The organism is Streptomyces sp. NPDC050549 (assembly GCF_040655035.1).
Classification (GTDB): domain Bacteria; phylum Actinomycetota; class Actinomycetes; order Streptomycetales; family Streptomycetaceae; genus Streptomyces.
The window spans coordinates 260,899-275,424 of record NZ_JBFAJD010000008.1 but is presented as its reverse complement, the minus strand read 5'-3'; the positions used below and the strand labels follow the sequence as shown (position 1 = coordinate 275,424).

Genomic DNA, 14,526 nt, shown 5'->3' with positions numbered 1-14,526 from the left:
GGGGGGATCCGCGGCTGGCGCCCGGGTCGTAAGGGAGTTCTGTGGCGGCTGCGGTTCACCAGCCTGCGCCTGCGGCTGGTGGTCGTCTTCGGTCTGGTCGCGCTGACCGCCGCCGTGTCCGCGTCCGGCATCGCCTACTGGCTCAACCGCGAGGCCGTCCTCACCCGCGCCCAGGACGCGGTGCTGCGCGACTTCCGGCAGGAGATGCAGAACCACGCCGGCGCCCTGCCCACGCACCCCACGCAGGACGAACTCATGCGCACGGCCGGCCAGATGGCCAACAGCAGCCAGCGCTTCAGCGTCCTGCTCGTCGCCCAGGACTCCAACGACAAGACGGTCTACGGCAACTCCGGCGGCCTGAACGGGTTTTCGCTGGAGGACGTGCCCAAGTCGCTGCGCACGGCGGTGAACAAGCAGCAGTCGGTGACCGACGGCAACAAGGAGCCGTACCACCTGTACTGGCAGCGGGTCACCGAGCACGGCACACCGTTCCTGGTGGCCGGCACCCGCATGATCGGCGGCGGGCCGACCGGCTACATGCTCAAGTCGCTCGAGCCGGAGGCCAAGGACCTCAACTCCCTCGCCTGGTCGCTGGGGATCGCCACCGGGCTCGCGCTGATCGGCTCCGCGCTGCTCGCGCAGGCCGCCGCGACCACCGTCCTCAAGCCCGTGCACCGGCTCGGCATCGCCGCGCGCCGGCTCGGCGAGGGCAAGCTCGACACCCGGCTGCGGGTCTCCGGGACGGACGAACTCGCCGAACTGTCACGGACGTTCAACCAGACCGCCGAGGCGCTGGAGAAACGCGTCGCCGACATGGCCGCCCGCGACGACGCCTCGCGCCGTTTCGTCGCCGACATGTCCCACGAGCTGCGGACTCCGCTCACCGCCATCACCGCCGTGGTGGAGGTCCTGGAGGAGGAACTCGACGCCGAGACCGGCAGCGTGGACCCGATGATCGAGCCCGCCGTACGGCTTGTCGTCAGCGAGACCAAGCGGCTCGGCGACCTCGTCGAGAACCTGATGGAGGTCACCCGCTTCGACGCGGGCACCGCCCGGCTCGTCCTCGACGACGTCGACCTCGCCGACCAGATCACCGCCTGCATCGACGCCCGCGCCTGGCTGGACGCCGTAGACCTGGACGCCGAGCGCGGCATCCACTCCCGGCTCGACCCGCGCCGCCTCGACGTCATCCTCGCCAACCTCATCGGCAACGCCCTCAAGCACGGCGGCTCGCCGGTCCGGGTGTCGGTCCGCCTGGAGGACGACGACCTCGTCATCGCGGTCCGCGACCACGGCCCCGGCATCCCCGAGGACGTCCTTCCGCACGTCTTCGACCGCTTCTACAAGGCGAGCGCCTCCCGCCCCCGCTCCGAGGGCAGCGGCCTCGGCCTCTCCATCGCCCTGGAGAACGCCCACATCCACGGCGGCGACATCACCGCCGCCAACTCCCCCGACGGCGGCGCGGTGTTCACCCTGCGGCTGCCGCGGGACGCCTCAGCACTGATGGAGGAGACCGACAAGGGCGAGGGCGAAGGGGACAGTTCGAGGGGGAACGCCTCATGACGGTACGCCGGTTGATGGCCCTCCCGCTCCTCGCGCTGCTGCTCGCCGGGTGCGGGATCCGGGCCACGCAGGTGCCGACCGACTTCGGGCCCGCGCCCTCGATGGTGCCCTGCACGCTCACCGAGCCGGACGTGTCGACGCAGGCCGCGCGAGGGGTGCCCGTGCAGGTGTTCCTGCTGTGCGGGTCGTCGCTGGTGACCGTCGACCGGACCGTACAGGTGCCGGACGGCACTGCGGACGTGCAGCGGCGCGTGATCGTGGCGCAGGGGCTGCTGGACCAGCTCGCTCAGTCGCCTTCGCCGGGCGAGAAGGACGCCAGGTACACGACCGAAGTGCGGGGCGGCATGACGGTCAGCGGGCCGCGCGCCAAGGACCCCAAGGACGCGCTGCGGCTGAGCAATTCACCGGCCGACCTGACGTCGTACGCGCTCGCCCAGATCGTCTGCACGTTCTCCGACTCGGCCGCGGCCGAGGGCGACGGCTCCGTCATCCTCGGCGGCCCGGACAACTCCCCGCTGCGCCGCTACGAATGCACGGACGACGTCCGCTCCGCCCCCGGCACCAAGGCACCGCCCTCCACCGAGGTGACGAGCGGCTGACGGGGCGGGTGAGTCGGCAGCGGGACGCCGGCGCCGAAGGCGCGTGGGAGCGACTGATCGAGATCTCACTCTGCGCCGGCGGTGGTCACCTCGGAAGCGGCCGGCCGCCTTGCCCGGCGAATCTCCCTGACAGTAAGAGCTCCCGCGCCGGCCGTCCCGAAGAGCGGCAACACGGGGAGCAGGATCGAGATGCTCCGTGTGACGAAGTCCGTGCCCACCACGTCGTAGCTTCCCCAGGGAGTCCGCGCGGCCCTGACGGTCTCGCCCTCGTGGCCCTTGTACGTGATCTTTGCGGTGCGCGCGTTCGCGGCGTTCTGCACCGGGCCGCTGCACACGGTGCAGGGGCCGCCCTTCCCCCTTCCTCCTGGTGGCACTCCGCGAGCCGGACCTCCACAGCGTTCCCCCAGCAGGTTCAGCTTCGCGATGCCGCTGAACACGGCCCATGCTGTCGCTGTCACGCACAGCAGTGTGAGCGCGGCACAGCCGACGACCGCGAGTATCCGCCCCTTTGGCATGGATCAATCATGCCGCCCGCAAGACACCCCGGAGGTGAACGGGCCGGAAAAGATGAGGTGTGGCGGAAGCCTCAGCCTGGTGCTTGGGCCCCACCCGGAACCGATCGTGCCGCAGGCCGCGTCTTGGGGGGCGTGCAGCGTCAAGGCTCCATCGGCGGCAGTGCCGCGATTCGCGTCCGTGTGACAGGGGGTGTCCTCCTCGTCGCACATCTCGTGCTCGTCGCCTGGGTCACGCTGCGCCCGCGGGACGTCCCCTGGGTGATGCCGCCCAACCTGCACCCCCTGGCCAGCATCCGGGCCGATCTGGCGCTGGGCTGGCCGGAGGCGACGAAGCGGATCGGTGAGGGCCTCGCACTGCTGGCCCCGCTGGGCGTCCTGCTCCCGATGGTGAGCGGCCGGCTGCATGTCTCGCCGCTCGCGTCCCTGATCCGTACGGTCGCCGCCGGTGCCCTGATCTCGCTCGGCATCGAACTGCTGCAGACCGGCGTGCCGGGCCAGGTCGTGGACATCGACTCGCTGCTCATGAACACGGTGGGCGTGGCCCTCGCGCACGTCGCGATCGTCCCCGCCGCCCGCGCCTGGCTCCGCCGCAGGGGCGAGAGCCCCCTCCCCGCGCCCCTCCTCCAGGAGGAAGCGACTCAGGGACGGACCCCGACGATTCCCAGGGTCGGCATCGCACCGTAGAGCGACGCCTGGCGGGCTTCTGGTTCGTAGCGTTGATGTCAGATGAGGCAGCCGCAGGGGAGGCCTCGGAGAGACGCTCGCGAAGGAGCCCATGATGACCGCCATTGCCCGCCCCACCCAAGGCCGCATGATCGGCGGAGTGTGCGCAGCGCTGGCGCGGCGCTTCGGTACCTCCGCGACCACGATGCGGGTGATCTTCCTGCTCTCGTGTCTGCTGCCCGGGCCGCAGTTCCTGCTCTACATCGCGCTGTGGATCCTGTTCCCGTCCGAGGACAAGGTGCGCACCGAGGCCTGGTGAACAACCCACGACGGCCCGGCGCACGTACGCCGATGGGGCGCACCCCTCGTCCAGGGGGCGCCCCATCGGCGCGTTCGGGGACGGGCTCGGCCCGACGGACCTCAGCCCGACGGGCCTCGTCCGGTGGACCTCAGCCCGGCGGGCCTCAGCCCAGCGGAACGCCGTTCAGCGGCAGGCCGTGCGTGGGCAGGCCCGTCTGCGACAGCGGGAGGCCGCCCAGCAGCCCGGCGACGGGCGCGGTCGGGCCGTCGGAGAGGACCTTCTCGGCGGCCGGCTGCACGGCGGACAGACCGCCCGCGAGCGCGGGCTGCGCCTGGCTCAGCGCCTCGCCGGCACCCGGCAGCGCCTTGGTGACGTTCTCCGCAGGCAGCGTGTGGGTCACGGCGCCCAGTGCCTGGGTGGCGTCCGGGACCGCCGGAGCCGCGCTCGCGGCACCCGCGCCTACGGCGGCGAAGGCAGCACCGAGGGCGGCGACACCGAGGGTCTTGGCAGCAGACTGCTTCATGGTGAATGCGTCCTTGAATGGGATGACGGGGATGTGAGCGGTCCAAGACCGTAAACACGCGAAGCCGTCCGCCGCAAACATCGAAATGCGGACGGATTGTGAACACCCGCCCGCATTCCGTGCCCTCCGCTCGGTCCCGTTCAGCCCTCTTCAGGCACAGAACCGCTGGTGGAAGCCGCCTGCCGGAACAGCCATTCGGATTTGAGTTCCGCATATCCGGGCTTGATCACGTCATTGATCATGGCCAGTCGTTCATCGAAAGGAATGAATGCTGACTTCATAGCATTGACGGAGAACCACTGCATGTCGTCGAGCGAATAACCGAACGCCTCGACAAGGTGCTCGAATTCACTGCTCATGCTGGTGTGGGACATCAGCCGGTTGTCGGTGTTGACCGTGGCCCGGAAGTGGAGCCGCCGCAGCAGCCCGATGGGGTGCTCGGCGTAGGAGTCGGCGGCGCCGGTCTGGAGGTTGGAGCTGGGGCACAGTTCCAGCGGGATGCGCTTGTCCCGGACGTAGGAGGCGAGCCGGCCGAGCTTGACCGTGCCGTCGTCCTGGACCTGGATGTCGTCGATGATGCGCACCCCGTGTCCGAGCCGGTCGGCGCCGCACCACTGCAGGGCCTGCCAGATGGACGGCAGCCCGAAGGCCTCGCCGGCGTGGATGGTGAAGTGGTTGTTCTCGCGCTTGAGGTACTCGAAGGCGTCCAGGTGCCGGGTGGGCGGGAACCCGGCCTCCGCGCCGGCGATGTCGAAGCCGACGACGCCCAGGTCGCGGTAGCGGTTGGCGAGTTCGGCGATCTCCAGGGCGCGGGCGGCGTGCCGCATCGCGGTGAGGAGCGCTCCGACGCGGATCCGGCGGCCGTTCTCCCGGGCCAGCGACTCCCCTTGCCGGAAGCCCTCGTTGACGGCCTCGACGACCTCTTCGAGGCTGAGCCCGCCGTCGAGGTGCTGCTCGGGCGCGTACCGCACCTCGGCGTACACGACACCGTCCTCGGCGAGGTCCTCGGCGCACTCGCGGGCGACCCGGATCAGCGCGTCCCGGGTCTGCATCACGGCGACGGTGTGCGAGAAGGTCTCCAAGTACCGTTCCAGGGAACCGGAGTCGGCGGCCTCGGCGAACCACACGCCGAGTTTGTCCGGGTCGGTCTCGGGGAGCCCGGTGTACCCGGCGTCCCTCGCGAGTTCGACGATCGTCCCCGGGCGGAGACCGCCGTCGAGGTGGTCGTGCAGCAGGACCTTCGGCGCCCGGCGGATCTGGTCCGAGCTCGGGATGTTCGTGGTCTGGCTCGTCATTTCCGCACTCTAACTCCTACGCGCGTAGATCACCCGTTGTACGAATCCGTCGATACGTAACGGTGACCGCGCGGAAGGATGGCGTACACGCTCACTTCTGACACTGTTCTGTCATGGCACAGCAAGCGACGCCGGTTCGGACGGCCCGGCTGGGGAGAGCGCTCGGTCCCGAACCGACCTCGGTGAGCGGCGTGGTGCTGCTGCTCCCCGGCGGCGACGAGGTCTCCGCCCGCAGACCCTCCCCTCTCCTGGCGACGGCCTCCGTACGGACGTTGGGGCGCAGGCTGTCCCGGGCGGGCGCCGCGGAGGGGCTGGCCGCGCATGTCGTCCACTACCGCTGCCGCGGCTGGAACGGCAGCGAGGCGTATCTCGCGCACGACGCGACCTGGGCGGTGGACGAGGTCGTACGGCGCTACGGAGACGTGCCCGTGTGTCTCGCCGGGGTCGGCATGGGCGGGCGGGCCGCGCTGCGCTCCGCCGGGCACGAGGCGGTCAACTCCGTGGTGGCGCTGGCTCCTTGGCTGCCCGAACAGGATGTGGCCGCGCCACCCGAACCGGTGAAGCAGTTGGTGGGCCGACGGGTGCTGATCGTGCACGGCACGAACGACGAACGGACCGATCCCGAACTGTCGTTCCGGCTGGCGGCGCGGGCCAAGAAGGCGAACCGTGACGTGTGCCGGTTCGAAGTGCACTCCGACGGACACTCGTTGCACCAGCACCGGCAGGAAGTGCACGCGCTGACGGAGGACTTCGTGATGGGCGCGCTGTTCGGACGGGCGTTCGCGAGGCCGGTCGAGGACGCGCTGCAGGCTCCGCCGCCGCTGGGGCTGCGGATGCCGTTGGCGGCGGGGTTCGGGCGTTCCCTGCGGAAGTGAGCCGGGCGCGGGCGCGTGACGCGTCGGCCAACCGGCTTGAATCCGGGGCGAGTCGGGAATGCGGTGGCGGGGGCCCGGCGTTGACGACCGCCGACCGACTCTCCTCCTCGCCCGGGAAGAAGGCAGGCCCATGACGACGTCCTCGCCGGCCACCATGCGTGCCGTACGGCTCTCCGCCCCCGGCCCCGTGGGCAACCTGCGGCCGATCACGCTCCCCCTCCCGCCCGAGCGGGACGGCTGGGTGCGCATCCGTGTCGAGGCGTTCGGGCTCAACCGGTCGGAGCTGAAACTGCGGCTGGGAGTGAGCGAGGGGGTCACCTTTCCCCGGGTACCGGGGATCGAGGTCGCCGGCACCGTCGACGCGGCCCCGGCCGGCAGCGGGCTGGCGCCCGGGCAGAAGGTCGTCGCGATGATGGGGGACATGGGGCGTACCTACGACGGCGGCTATGCCGAGTACACGTCGGTGCCGCTGGCTCAAGTGGTCCCCGTCGACACCGAGTTGCCCTGGGAAGTACTGGGCGCCCTGCCGGAGATGGTGCAGACCGCCCACGGCTCGCTCACCGTCGGCCTGGACCTGCGGCCCGGCCAGAGCGTGCTGATCCGCGGCGGCACCTCCTCCGTGGGCCTTGCCGCCGCCGCGCTCGCCCGCCGGCTCGGCGCCACGGTGCTGTCCACCACCCGGCGCCCCGACCGCCTCCCGCTGCTGAAGGAGCACGGCGTCGACCACCCGCTCCTCGACACCGGCGAAGTCGCCCCTGCCGTACGCGAGTTGTATCCGGACGGTGTCGACGCCGCCCTCGACCTGGTCGGCACCCCGACCCTCCCCGACACGCTGCGCGCGGTACGCGTCCACGGCACGGCCTGCTTCGGCGGCAGCCTCTCCAACCAGTGGACCGTCCGCGACTTCTCCCCCAACGAGTACCTGCCCAGGGGCGTCCGCCTCGCGGGCTACTTCGGCGACGCCTCCGACCTCCCCCAAGAGACCTTCCAGGAAATCCTGGACGCGATCGCCGACGGCCAACTGGTCTTCCCCGTGGACCGCGTGTACGACGGCCTGGAGCAGGTACCGCAGGCCCACGACGACATGGAGCACAACCGTGCCACGGGAAAACTCGTCGTCCGGGTCCGGCACCGGAACTGAGCTACCCGGGCAGCAAGTTGCCCCTCCTCGACAGCAGGAACTTCTTGAAGGCGGCCACCGGGGGTGTGTCCGGGCGGCCGTCCAGCCAGGCCACGCCGATCTCCCGTACCGCCCTCGGGGCGGTGACCGTCAGCTCGGCAACTCCCGGGCGGGGTACGGCCGGTGGCGGCAGGAGGGCCACTCCAAGCCCCGCCGCCACCAGGCCCCGTAGCGTCTCCGCCTCCTCCCCCTCGAAGGCGATCTTCGGGCGGAAGCCGGCCTCCGCGCAGACGGCGTCGGTGATGCTCCGGAGGCCGTAGCCCGGTTCCAGGGTCACGAAGGTCTCCTCGGCCGCCTCCGCGAGCCGGATCCGCTTGCGGGACGCCAGGCGGTGGTCTGCCGGGACGACGAGGCGGAGCTTCTGGACGTCGAGACGGTGGGCCACGACGTCGGGGGCGTCGAGGGTCGGGGCGGTCAGGAGGCACAGGTCCAGCTCGCCCGCGCGCAGCCGCTCCAGCATGGCCTCGCCGTAGTTCTGGACGAGGCTGAAGCGGACGCGTGGGTGATCGGCACGGAAGGCGCGGATGAGTTCGGGGACGGTCTCCGAGCCGAGGGTGTGGAGGAAGCCGAAGGCGACCTTGCCGGTGGTGGGGTCGGCGTCGGCGCGGACCTCGTCGGCGGCCTTCCCGATCTCGGCCAGGGCACGCTCGACCGAGGTGAGGAAGGTGCGGCCGGCGGGGGTCAACGACACCGTGCGGCCCCTGCGGGCGAACAGGTCGACGCCCAGGTCCTGTTCGAGGCGGACCATGGCCCGCGACAGGGTGGACTGCGGGACCTGCATCTCCTGCGCGGCCCGGGTGACGTGCTCGGTGCGGGCGACCCCGGCGAAGTGGGCGAGGCGCGGCGCGAGCAGCGCGACGATGTCTTCTGTGTCACCGGACGGTGACAGGTGAGCCTGTGAGCTGTTCTGATGCACCATGGGAACGATTATGGCGTTTCCGTGCATTGGACGGATGAGCGGGAGCGTACGTAGCTTCGAAGCATGTCTCCCGCCGATACCGGGGCGTCCACCATCGTGGCCGCCACGACCCCCGCTCCCACCGCCTCCACCGCTTTCTCCTCCTCCGACTCACGGCTGACGCCGGGTGGTCCCGGCTATCGCCGGATGAGCTTCGCGCTCTTCCTCGCGGGTGTGGCGACCTTCGCGCTGCTGTACTCCACGCAGGCCCTGCTGCCGTTGATCTCCGGCGAGTTCGGGGTGACGGCGAGCGCGGCGAGTTGGACGGTGGCGGCGGCGACCGGCGGTCTGGCGCTGTTCGTGCTGCCGATGAGCGCGCTGTCGGAGCGTTTCGGACGCCGTACGGTCATGACCGCGTCGCTGGTGGTCGCGGTGGGCATCGGGGTCCTGGTGCCGTTCGCGCCGTCGCTGGGCGCGCTGGTGGTGCTGCGGTTCCTCCAGGGTGCCGCGCTGGCCGGGCTGCCCGCGTCGGCGACGGCGTATCTGGCGGAGGAGGTCCGGCCGAAGGCACTGGTCACGGCGATCGGCCTGTTCGTGGCGGGCAACAGCGTCGGCGGGATGAGCGGCCGGGTCATCACCGGCTGGGTCGCGCAGGAGTGGGGCTGGCGGGTCGCCGTAGGGGTGATCGGTCTGATCGCGGTCGGCTGCGCGGTCGCCTTCCGTCTCCTCCTCCCCGCCCCGAAGCACTTCACGCCGGGCTCGCTGCGCCCGCGCGTCCTGGCCCGCACGGTCCGCGCACACCTCGCGAACCCGCTGCTGTGCCGGCTGTACGCGATCGGCGCCCTGTTCATGACGGTCTTCGGCGGCGTCTACACGGTGATCGGCTACCGCCTCACCGAGGCCCCCTTCTCCCTCCCCCAGGGCATCGTCGGCTCGATCTTCCTGGTGTACCTGGTCGGTACGGTGTCGGCGTCCACGGCGGGCCGGTTGGTGGGCCGGCTGGGGCGTCGGGGGGCCTTGTACCTGGCGGGCGGTACGACGGCCACGGGTCTCCTGGTTTCCCTCGCCGACTCGCTCCCCCTGGTCCTGCTCGGCCTGGTGCTGATCACGGCGGGTTTCTTCGCGGGGCACGCGGTCGCGTCGTCGGCGGTCAGCAAGGCGGCCACCGCCGGGCGCGCCCAGGCCTCCGCCCTCTACCAGTCCGCGTACTACATCGGCTCCAGCACCGGCAGTACGGTCGGCGCGCTCGCGTTCCACGCGGGCGGCTGGGCGGGCACGGTCTGCGTGGGCGTCCTGGCGGTGCTGGGCGTCGTGACGATCACGGTGCTCGGGTCGCGGGCGGCGCGGGTCGAGCGGAAACTCGCCGCCGCCTGAGCGGTCACATCCGCCCAACCTCATAGTGAAACGTGCCTGACCTGCGCGTTCAGCCACTCCGGGGGCCATTGTCAGTGGGCTGCGCTACGTTTCGGGGTAAGGGAAGAACGGCCACAGGGGTGGGTGGGCGAGACCATGAGTGACAGCGCTGTGACTACGACGGACCTCGACATCAGGCTGGAGAAACACCGTGTCGAGCTGACCGGATACTGCTATCGCATGCTCGGCTCCTCCTTCGAGGCCGAGGACGCGGTGCAGGACACGATGGTCCGCGCCTGGCGCAGTTACGACAAGTTCGAGGGGCGCTCCAGTCTGCGGTCCTGGCTGTACCGGATCGCGACCAATGTCTGCCTGGACATGCTGTCCGCGGGCAACAAGCGGGCGCGGCCCGTCGACCTCAGCGACTCCACCCCGCTCGCGCAGGCCGCGCTGTCGCCCCGCCCCGACAACACCTGGCTGGAGCCGATGCCGGACGCGCGCGTGCTGCCAACGGTCGCCGACCCGGCGGAGGCCGCGGTCGCCAAGGAGTCGGTGCGGCTCGCGTTCATGGCCGCCCTGCAGCAACTGCCGCCCAAACAAAGGGCGGTGCTGATCCTGCGCGAGGTGCTGGCCTGGCGGGCCAATGAGGTGGCCGAGCTGCTCGGCACCTCGGTCGCCTCGGTCAACAGCGCGCTGCAACGGGCCCGCGCCACCCTCGCCGAGCGGGACGAGAAGGCGGCCGACGCGGCTGTCTCCGACCCGCTCGACGACGAGCAGAAGAAACTGCTGGAGCGGTATGTCGCGGCCTTCGAGGGTTACGACATGGCGGCCCTGACGGCGCTGCTGCACGAGGACGCCATCATGACGATGCCGCCGTTCGACCTGTGGCTGACCGGCCACGACGACATCACGGGCTTCATGACGACGATCGGCGCCGCCTGCGAGGGCTCCCGCCTGATCCCCGTGGAGGTGAACGGCCTGCCGGGCTTCGCCCAGTACAAGCCGGACCCGGAGGCGGGCGGCTTCAGCCCCTGGTCGGTGCAGGTCCTGGAGATCTCAGACGGCAGGCTCACCGGGTTCCACTTCTTCCTGGACACCGAGCGCTGGTTCCCGCTCTTCGACCTGCCCCTCCATCTCGAAGCGGAGCCCGACCAGATCGAGGAGGGCGCGTAGTCCGGGGCTGGGCCCGCGAAGCCTGATCCGGCCACCGGCCCGCCGCGCGGTCAGTTCGAGACGAGCCAGGAGATCGACGGTACCGAGCCCCGGCGGCCCGGGACCCACGGTCTCGACCGCGACGAGGACGGCCCCGGCACCGGTCGCCTCCAGCCGCCGCCGCACCTCCTCGCAGAGCCGCACCACCTCGTCGCGGGTGACGGGGCGGTTCGGCACGAGTACAGCGGGTGTCATGGCGTCCACGATCGGTAGACCGGGTGGGCGGTCGTAACTCATCGGGAGCGACCGCCTAGGTTTGCTGTATGCCCCACGGATCAGCCCCGCCCTGGATACCCGACGCCCTCCCGCGCGCCGCGGCCGCCGAGGGGGCGCCGTGCAGGGGGTGTTGACCGGGTTCGCGGTCATCGGCGTCGTCATCGCCGTCGGCTATCTGCTCGGCCTGCGCGGCTCCCTCGGGGAGAACGGCCGCGACGTACTGACCAGGCTGGCCTTCAACGTGGCGTCCCCGGCCCTGCTGTTCACCACCCTCGCGCGGGCCGACCTCTCGGTGGTCTTCTCCAGCTGGCTGCTGGTGACGGTGCTGAGCACGACGGCGGTGGCGGGCGTGTTCGTGACGGTGGGGGTGGCCCGCGGCTGGGGTGTGGGCCGTACGACGATCGGCGCGCTCTGCTCCGGCTATGTCAACTCCGGCAACCTCGGCATCCCGATCTCGGTGTACGTCCTGGGCAACGCCTCGCTCGTGGCACCGGTGATGCTGTTCCAGCTCGTGGTGGTCAGCCCCCTCGCCCTCACCGTCCTCGACCTGTCGGACCGGAGCGAGAAGGATCCCTGGTGGCTACGGCTGCTCACGCCCGTGCGCAACCCGGTCGCGGTCGGCTCCCTCACCGGGGTCGCGGTCGCGGCGGCCGGAGTGCATGTCCCCGGCCCGGTGATGGATCCCCTCACCCTGATCGGCAACATGGCGGTACCGGCCGTACTCCTCGGCTTCGGCATCTCGCTGCGCGGGAGCGCGATGCCGGCGCGCGGTGTCGAGCGGTGGCCGGTGCTGCTGTCGGTCGTCCTGAAGTCGGTGGGGCAGCCGGCGATCGCCTGGGCGCTGGCGGTGGGGGTGTTCGGCCTGCACGGCGCGGCGCTGCTCGACGTCGTCGTGACCTCGGCGCTGCCCGGTGCGCAGAACCTGTACACGTACGCGAGCCGCTATCGCGTGGGGGAGGGACTGGCCCGGGACTCGATCCTGCTGTCGACGATTCTGTCGGTGCCGGTGCTGGTGGTGATCGCGGCGCTGCTCGGGTGAGCCGACCGGCAAACCGCCGCGAACAAAACCCGCTGGCGGAGGACTACCGCCACTGCTACCTTTCCGGAGGCCGTGCGAGAGAACGAGGAGGTGGTACCCGTGAACACATCAACGACATGGGTGCTCTCCTCCGGGGTCACGGTCGGGCGATAGGTCGTCCGGGAGCGCCGTTCTGAGCTCTCCCGAAAGGCACGACCATGGACACGACCCTGCGGTTCACTTCCGAGCAGCGCCTCGACGACCGCGTCCTCGAACGCGAATTCACCCTCGGCGAGATCCCCGGCACCCTGTGGACGCCCGACTCCACCGCACCGGCCCCGCTGATCCTCATCGCCCACAACAACGGCCTGCCCAAGGCACAGCCCCGGCTGGTGGCCCGGGCCCGGGCCACCGCCGCGGCCGGCTACGCGGCGGTCACGATCGATGCCGTCGGCTGCGGTGACCGGCCCCGTTCCGCCGCCGACGTACAGCTCCGCGCCGGCCTCGGCCGGGCGATGCGGGCCGGTGAGCCGACCGACGAGATCTTCGAGTCCCTGGTCGGCCCGCTGGTCGAGAACGCGGCCCCGGAATGGCTGACCACCCTGGACGCCGTCCTCGCACTGCCCGAGGTCGGCGGCCCGGTCGGCTACTCGGGATGGACCGCCCTCGGTATCCGCCTCGCGGTGACCGAGCCGCGCATCGGGGCCGCCGGCTTCTTCGCCGGGGGCTTTGTGCCCCGCGCCCAGCGCGAGGAGGCCAAGCAGGTCGGCATCCCGCTGCTGCTCCTGCTCCAGTGGGACGACGAGGGCAACCCCCGGCAGCGGGCCCTGGACCTGTTCGACACCTTCGGCACCGAGGAGAAGACCCTGCACGCCAACATGGGCGGGCACACGGGCACTCCGTGGTTCGAGGCGGAGGACGCGTTCCGGTTCTACGGCAGGCACCTGATGCAGGGACCGGCCGCCAAGTAGGCAAGAGGGGCCGGGACTTGCAAGCCCGGCCCCTCCCCCGCCCCCCCGACGATCGGTCAGGCGATGCGCTCCAGCACCACCGGCGAAGCCGTGAAAGCGGTGCCCTCGGCGCCGATGTCGTACGACCCCTCGACCGCCTCCAGCGCGTACGCGAAACGCTCCGGAGTGTCGGTGTGCAGGGTCAGCAGGGGCTGGCCCGCCGTCACCACGTCGCCCGGCTTGGCGTGCATCTCCACTCCCGCACCCGCCTGGACCGGATCCTCCTTGCGCGCCCGCCCCGCGCCGAGGCGCCAGGCGGCGATGCCGATGTCGTAGGCGTCGAGGCGGGTCAGGACGCCGGAGGCCGGGGCCGTCACCACCTGCTGCTCGCGGGCCACCGGCAACTCTGCATCCGGGTCGCCGCCCTGGGCCGCGATCATCCGGCGCCAGACGTCCATCGCGGAACCGTCGGCCAGGGCCTTCGCGGGGTCGGCGTCCTTGATGCCGGCCGCGTCGAGCATCTCGCGGGCCAGCGCGATGGTCAGTTCGACGACGTCCGAGGGGCCGCCGCCCGCCAACACCTCGACGGATTCCCGGACTTCGAGGGCGTTGCCGGCCGTCAGGCCCAGGGGGGTCGACATGTCCGTCAGCAGCGCGACCGTCCTCACACCGTGGTCGGTACCCAACCCCACCATCGTGGAAGCCAGTTCACGCGCGTCCTCGATCGTCTTCATGAACGCGCCGGTGCCGACCTTCACGTCCAGGACCAGGGAGCCCGTGCCCTCGGCGATCTTCTTCGACATGATGGACGAGGCGATCAGCGGGATCGCCTCGACCGTGCCGGTGACGTCACGCAGGGCGTACAGCTTCTTGTCGGCGGGGGCCAGGCCGTCGCCCGCCGCGCAGATCACGGCTCCCGTCCCCTCCAGCACGGAGAGCATCTCCTCGTTGGAGAGCAGCGCGCGCCAGCCGGGGATCGACTCCAGCTTGTCGAGGGTGCCGCCCGTGTGGCCGAGGCCGCGGCCGGAGAGCTGCGGGACGGCCGCGCCGCAGGCGGCGACGAGGGGGGCCAGCGGGAGGGTGATCTTGTCGCCGACGCCGCCCGTGGAGTGCTTGTCGGCGGTCGGGCGGGAGAGCGAGGAGAAGTCCATGCGCTCGCCGGAGGCGATCATCGCGGCGGTCCAGCGGGCGATCTCTGAACGGTTCATGCCGTTGAGGAGGATCGCCATGTTGAGGGCGGCCATCTGGTAGTCGGCCACCTCCCCGCGGGTGTACGCGTCGATGACCCAGTCGATCTGCTCGTCGCTCAGTTCACCGCGGTCCCGCTTGGTGCGGATGACGGAGATGGCATCCATCGAGACTTGC

16 protein-coding genes are annotated in these 14,526 nt (G+C 71.1%); 10 read left to right on the top strand and 6 right to left on the bottom strand.

The window, feature by feature from the left end:
• Positions 1-6 precede the first annotated feature (6 nt).
• Entirely contained in the window at positions 7-1,563 is a 1,557-nt protein-coding gene (locus AB0I51_RS15285) for a HAMP domain-containing sensor histidine kinase (RefSeq protein ID WP_362975177.1), read from the top strand.
• The gene (locus AB0I51_RS15280; protein ID WP_362975124.1) at positions 1,560-2,162 is read left to right on the top strand and encodes a hypothetical protein; all 603 of its coding nucleotides are present in this window, start codon (positions 1,560-1,562) and stop codon (positions 2,160-2,162) included. Before AB0I51_RS15285 ends, AB0I51_RS15280 begins: the two co-directional genes overlap by 4 nt.
• A gap of 65 nt (positions 2,163-2,227) precedes the next feature.
• On the opposite strand, the gene AB0I51_RS15275 is transcribed toward AB0I51_RS15280, so the two are convergent.
• Positions 2,228-2,677 carry a hypothetical protein gene (locus tag AB0I51_RS15275; RefSeq protein WP_362975122.1) on the bottom strand — a complete coding sequence of 150 codons (450 nt, stop codon included), beginning with the start codon at positions 2,675-2,677 and terminating at the stop codon, positions 2,228-2,230.
• 132 nt (positions 2,678-2,809) lie between these two features.
• Between AB0I51_RS15275 and AB0I51_RS15270 the strand changes: the two genes are divergently transcribed.
• The gene (locus AB0I51_RS15270; RefSeq protein ID WP_362975120.1) at positions 2,810-3,361 is read left to right on the top strand and encodes a VanZ family protein; all 552 of its coding nucleotides are present in this window, start codon (positions 2,810-2,812) and stop codon (positions 3,359-3,361) included.
• 94 nt (positions 3,362-3,455) lie between these two features.
• A complete protein-coding gene (locus tag AB0I51_RS15265; RefSeq protein ID WP_026178268.1) occupies positions 3,456-3,659 on the top strand; it encodes a PspC domain-containing protein in 204 nt (67 codons plus the stop codon).
• Positions 3,660-3,804: 145 nt separating this feature from the next.
• On the opposite strand, the gene AB0I51_RS15260 is transcribed toward AB0I51_RS15265, so the two are convergent.
• Together AB0I51_RS15260 and AB0I51_RS15255 are read right to left on the bottom strand one after the other, a co-directional pair.
• The gene (locus AB0I51_RS15260) at positions 3,805-4,164 is read right to left on the bottom strand and encodes an ATP-binding protein (protein ID WP_362975118.1); all 360 of its coding nucleotides are present in this window, start codon (positions 4,162-4,164) and stop codon (positions 3,805-3,807) included.
• A gap of 140 nt (positions 4,165-4,304) precedes the next feature.
• Complete coding sequence (locus AB0I51_RS15255) at positions 4,305-5,459, bottom strand: adenosine deaminase (protein ID WP_362975116.1); 1,155 nt, start codon at positions 5,457-5,459, stop codon at positions 4,305-4,307.
• Between the two features lie 113 nt (positions 5,460-5,572).
• Here AB0I51_RS15255 and AB0I51_RS15250 point away from each other — a divergent pair, with 113 nt between their 5' ends.
• Both AB0I51_RS15250 and AB0I51_RS15245 read left to right on the top strand, forming a co-directional pair.
• Positions 5,573-6,334 carry a prolyl oligopeptidase family serine peptidase gene (locus AB0I51_RS15250; protein ID WP_362975114.1) on the top strand — a complete coding sequence of 254 codons (762 nt, stop codon included), beginning with the start codon at positions 5,573-5,575 and terminating at the stop codon, positions 6,332-6,334.
• A gap of 130 nt (positions 6,335-6,464) precedes the next feature.
• Entirely contained in the window at positions 6,465-7,475 is a 1,011-nt protein-coding gene (locus AB0I51_RS15245; RefSeq protein WP_362975112.1) for a zinc-binding dehydrogenase, read from the top strand.
• A gap of 1 nt (position 7,476) precedes the next feature.
• Here AB0I51_RS15245 and AB0I51_RS15240 read toward each other — a convergent pair whose 3' ends face one another.
• Positions 7,477-8,433 (bottom strand): LysR substrate-binding domain-containing protein, encoded by a 957-nt coding sequence (locus AB0I51_RS15240; RefSeq protein ID WP_362975110.1) that lies wholly within the window; start codon positions 8,431-8,433, stop codon positions 7,477-7,479.
• A gap of 63 nt (positions 8,434-8,496) precedes the next feature.
• Between AB0I51_RS15240 and AB0I51_RS15235 the strand changes: the two genes are divergently transcribed.
• Positions 8,497-9,786 carry an MFS transporter gene (locus tag AB0I51_RS15235; RefSeq protein WP_362975108.1) on the top strand — a complete coding sequence of 430 codons (1,290 nt, stop codon included), beginning with the start codon at positions 8,497-8,499 and terminating at the stop codon, positions 9,784-9,786.
• A gap of 135 nt (positions 9,787-9,921) precedes the next feature.
• Complete coding sequence (locus tag AB0I51_RS15230; protein ID WP_362975106.1) at positions 9,922-10,938, top strand: sigma-70 family RNA polymerase sigma factor; 1,017 nt, start codon at positions 9,922-9,924, stop codon at positions 10,936-10,938.
• On the opposite strand, the gene AB0I51_RS15225 is transcribed toward AB0I51_RS15230, so the two are convergent.
• Positions 10,822-11,214, bottom strand: coding sequence for a hypothetical protein (locus tag AB0I51_RS15225; RefSeq protein ID WP_362975104.1), 393 nt, complete (start codon positions 11,212-11,214; stop codon positions 10,822-10,824). The genes AB0I51_RS15230 and AB0I51_RS15225 overlap by 117 nt on opposite strands.
• Positions 11,215-11,311: 97 nt before the next feature.
• On the opposite strand from AB0I51_RS15225, the gene AB0I51_RS15220 reads away from it, so the two are divergent.
• Positions 11,312-12,232 carry an AEC family transporter gene (locus AB0I51_RS15220; protein WP_362975102.1) on the top strand — a complete coding sequence of 307 codons (921 nt, stop codon included), beginning with the start codon at positions 11,312-11,314 and terminating at the stop codon, positions 12,230-12,232.
• 209 nt (positions 12,233-12,441) lie between these two features.
• Positions 12,442-13,182 (top strand): alpha/beta hydrolase, encoded by a 741-nt coding sequence (locus AB0I51_RS15215; RefSeq protein WP_362975175.1) that lies wholly within the window; start codon positions 12,442-12,444, stop codon positions 13,180-13,182.
• 56 nt (positions 13,183-13,238) lie between these two features.
• Here AB0I51_RS15215 and AB0I51_RS15210 read toward each other — a convergent pair whose 3' ends face one another.
• Positions 13,239-14,516 carry a thymidine phosphorylase gene (locus tag AB0I51_RS15210; protein ID WP_362975173.1) on the bottom strand — a complete coding sequence of 426 codons (1,278 nt, stop codon included), beginning with the start codon at positions 14,514-14,516 and terminating at the stop codon, positions 13,239-13,241.
• Positions 14,517-14,526 lie beyond the last annotated feature (10 nt).

Excerpts from the sequence above, each read along its gene's own strand:
- AB0I51_RS15280 (WP_362975124.1), top strand. The coding sequence starts at position 1,560 with ATGACGGTACGCCGGTTGATGGCCCTCCCGCTCCTCGCGCTGCTGCTC.
- AB0I51_RS15275 (WP_362975122.1), bottom strand. The coding sequence starts at position 2,677 with ATGCCAAAGGGGCGGATACTCGCGGTCGTCGGCTGTGCCGCGCTCACA.
- AB0I51_RS15265 (WP_026178268.1), top strand. The coding sequence starts at position 3,456 with ATGACCGCCATTGCCCGCCCCACCCAAGGCCGCATGATCGGCGGAGTG.
- AB0I51_RS15260 (WP_362975118.1), bottom strand. The coding sequence starts at position 4,164 with ATGAAGCAGTCTGCTGCCAAGACCCTCGGTGTCGCCGCCCTCGGTGCT.
- AB0I51_RS15255 (WP_362975116.1), bottom strand. The coding sequence starts at position 5,459 with ATGACGAGCCAGACCACGAACATCCCGAGCTCGGACCAGATCCGCCGG.
- AB0I51_RS15250 (WP_362975114.1), top strand. The coding sequence starts at position 5,573 with ATGGCACAGCAAGCGACGCCGGTTCGGACGGCCCGGCTGGGGAGAGCG.
- AB0I51_RS15245 (WP_362975112.1), top strand. The coding sequence starts at position 6,465 with ATGACGACGTCCTCGCCGGCCACCATGCGTGCCGTACGGCTCTCCGCC.
- AB0I51_RS15240 (WP_362975110.1), bottom strand. The coding sequence starts at position 8,433 with ATGGTGCATCAGAACAGCTCACAGGCTCACCTGTCACCGTCCGGTGAC.
- AB0I51_RS15235 (WP_362975108.1), top strand. The coding sequence starts at position 8,497 with ATGTCTCCCGCCGATACCGGGGCGTCCACCATCGTGGCCGCCACGACC.
- AB0I51_RS15230 (WP_362975106.1), top strand. The coding sequence starts at position 9,922 with ATGAGTGACAGCGCTGTGACTACGACGGACCTCGACATCAGGCTGGAG.
- AB0I51_RS15225 (WP_362975104.1), bottom strand. The coding sequence starts at position 11,214 with ATGAGTTACGACCGCCCACCCGGTCTACCGATCGTGGACGCCATGACA.
- AB0I51_RS15210 (WP_362975173.1), bottom strand. The coding sequence starts at position 14,516 with ATGGATGCCATCTCCGTCATCCGCACCAAGCGGGACCGCGGTGAACTG.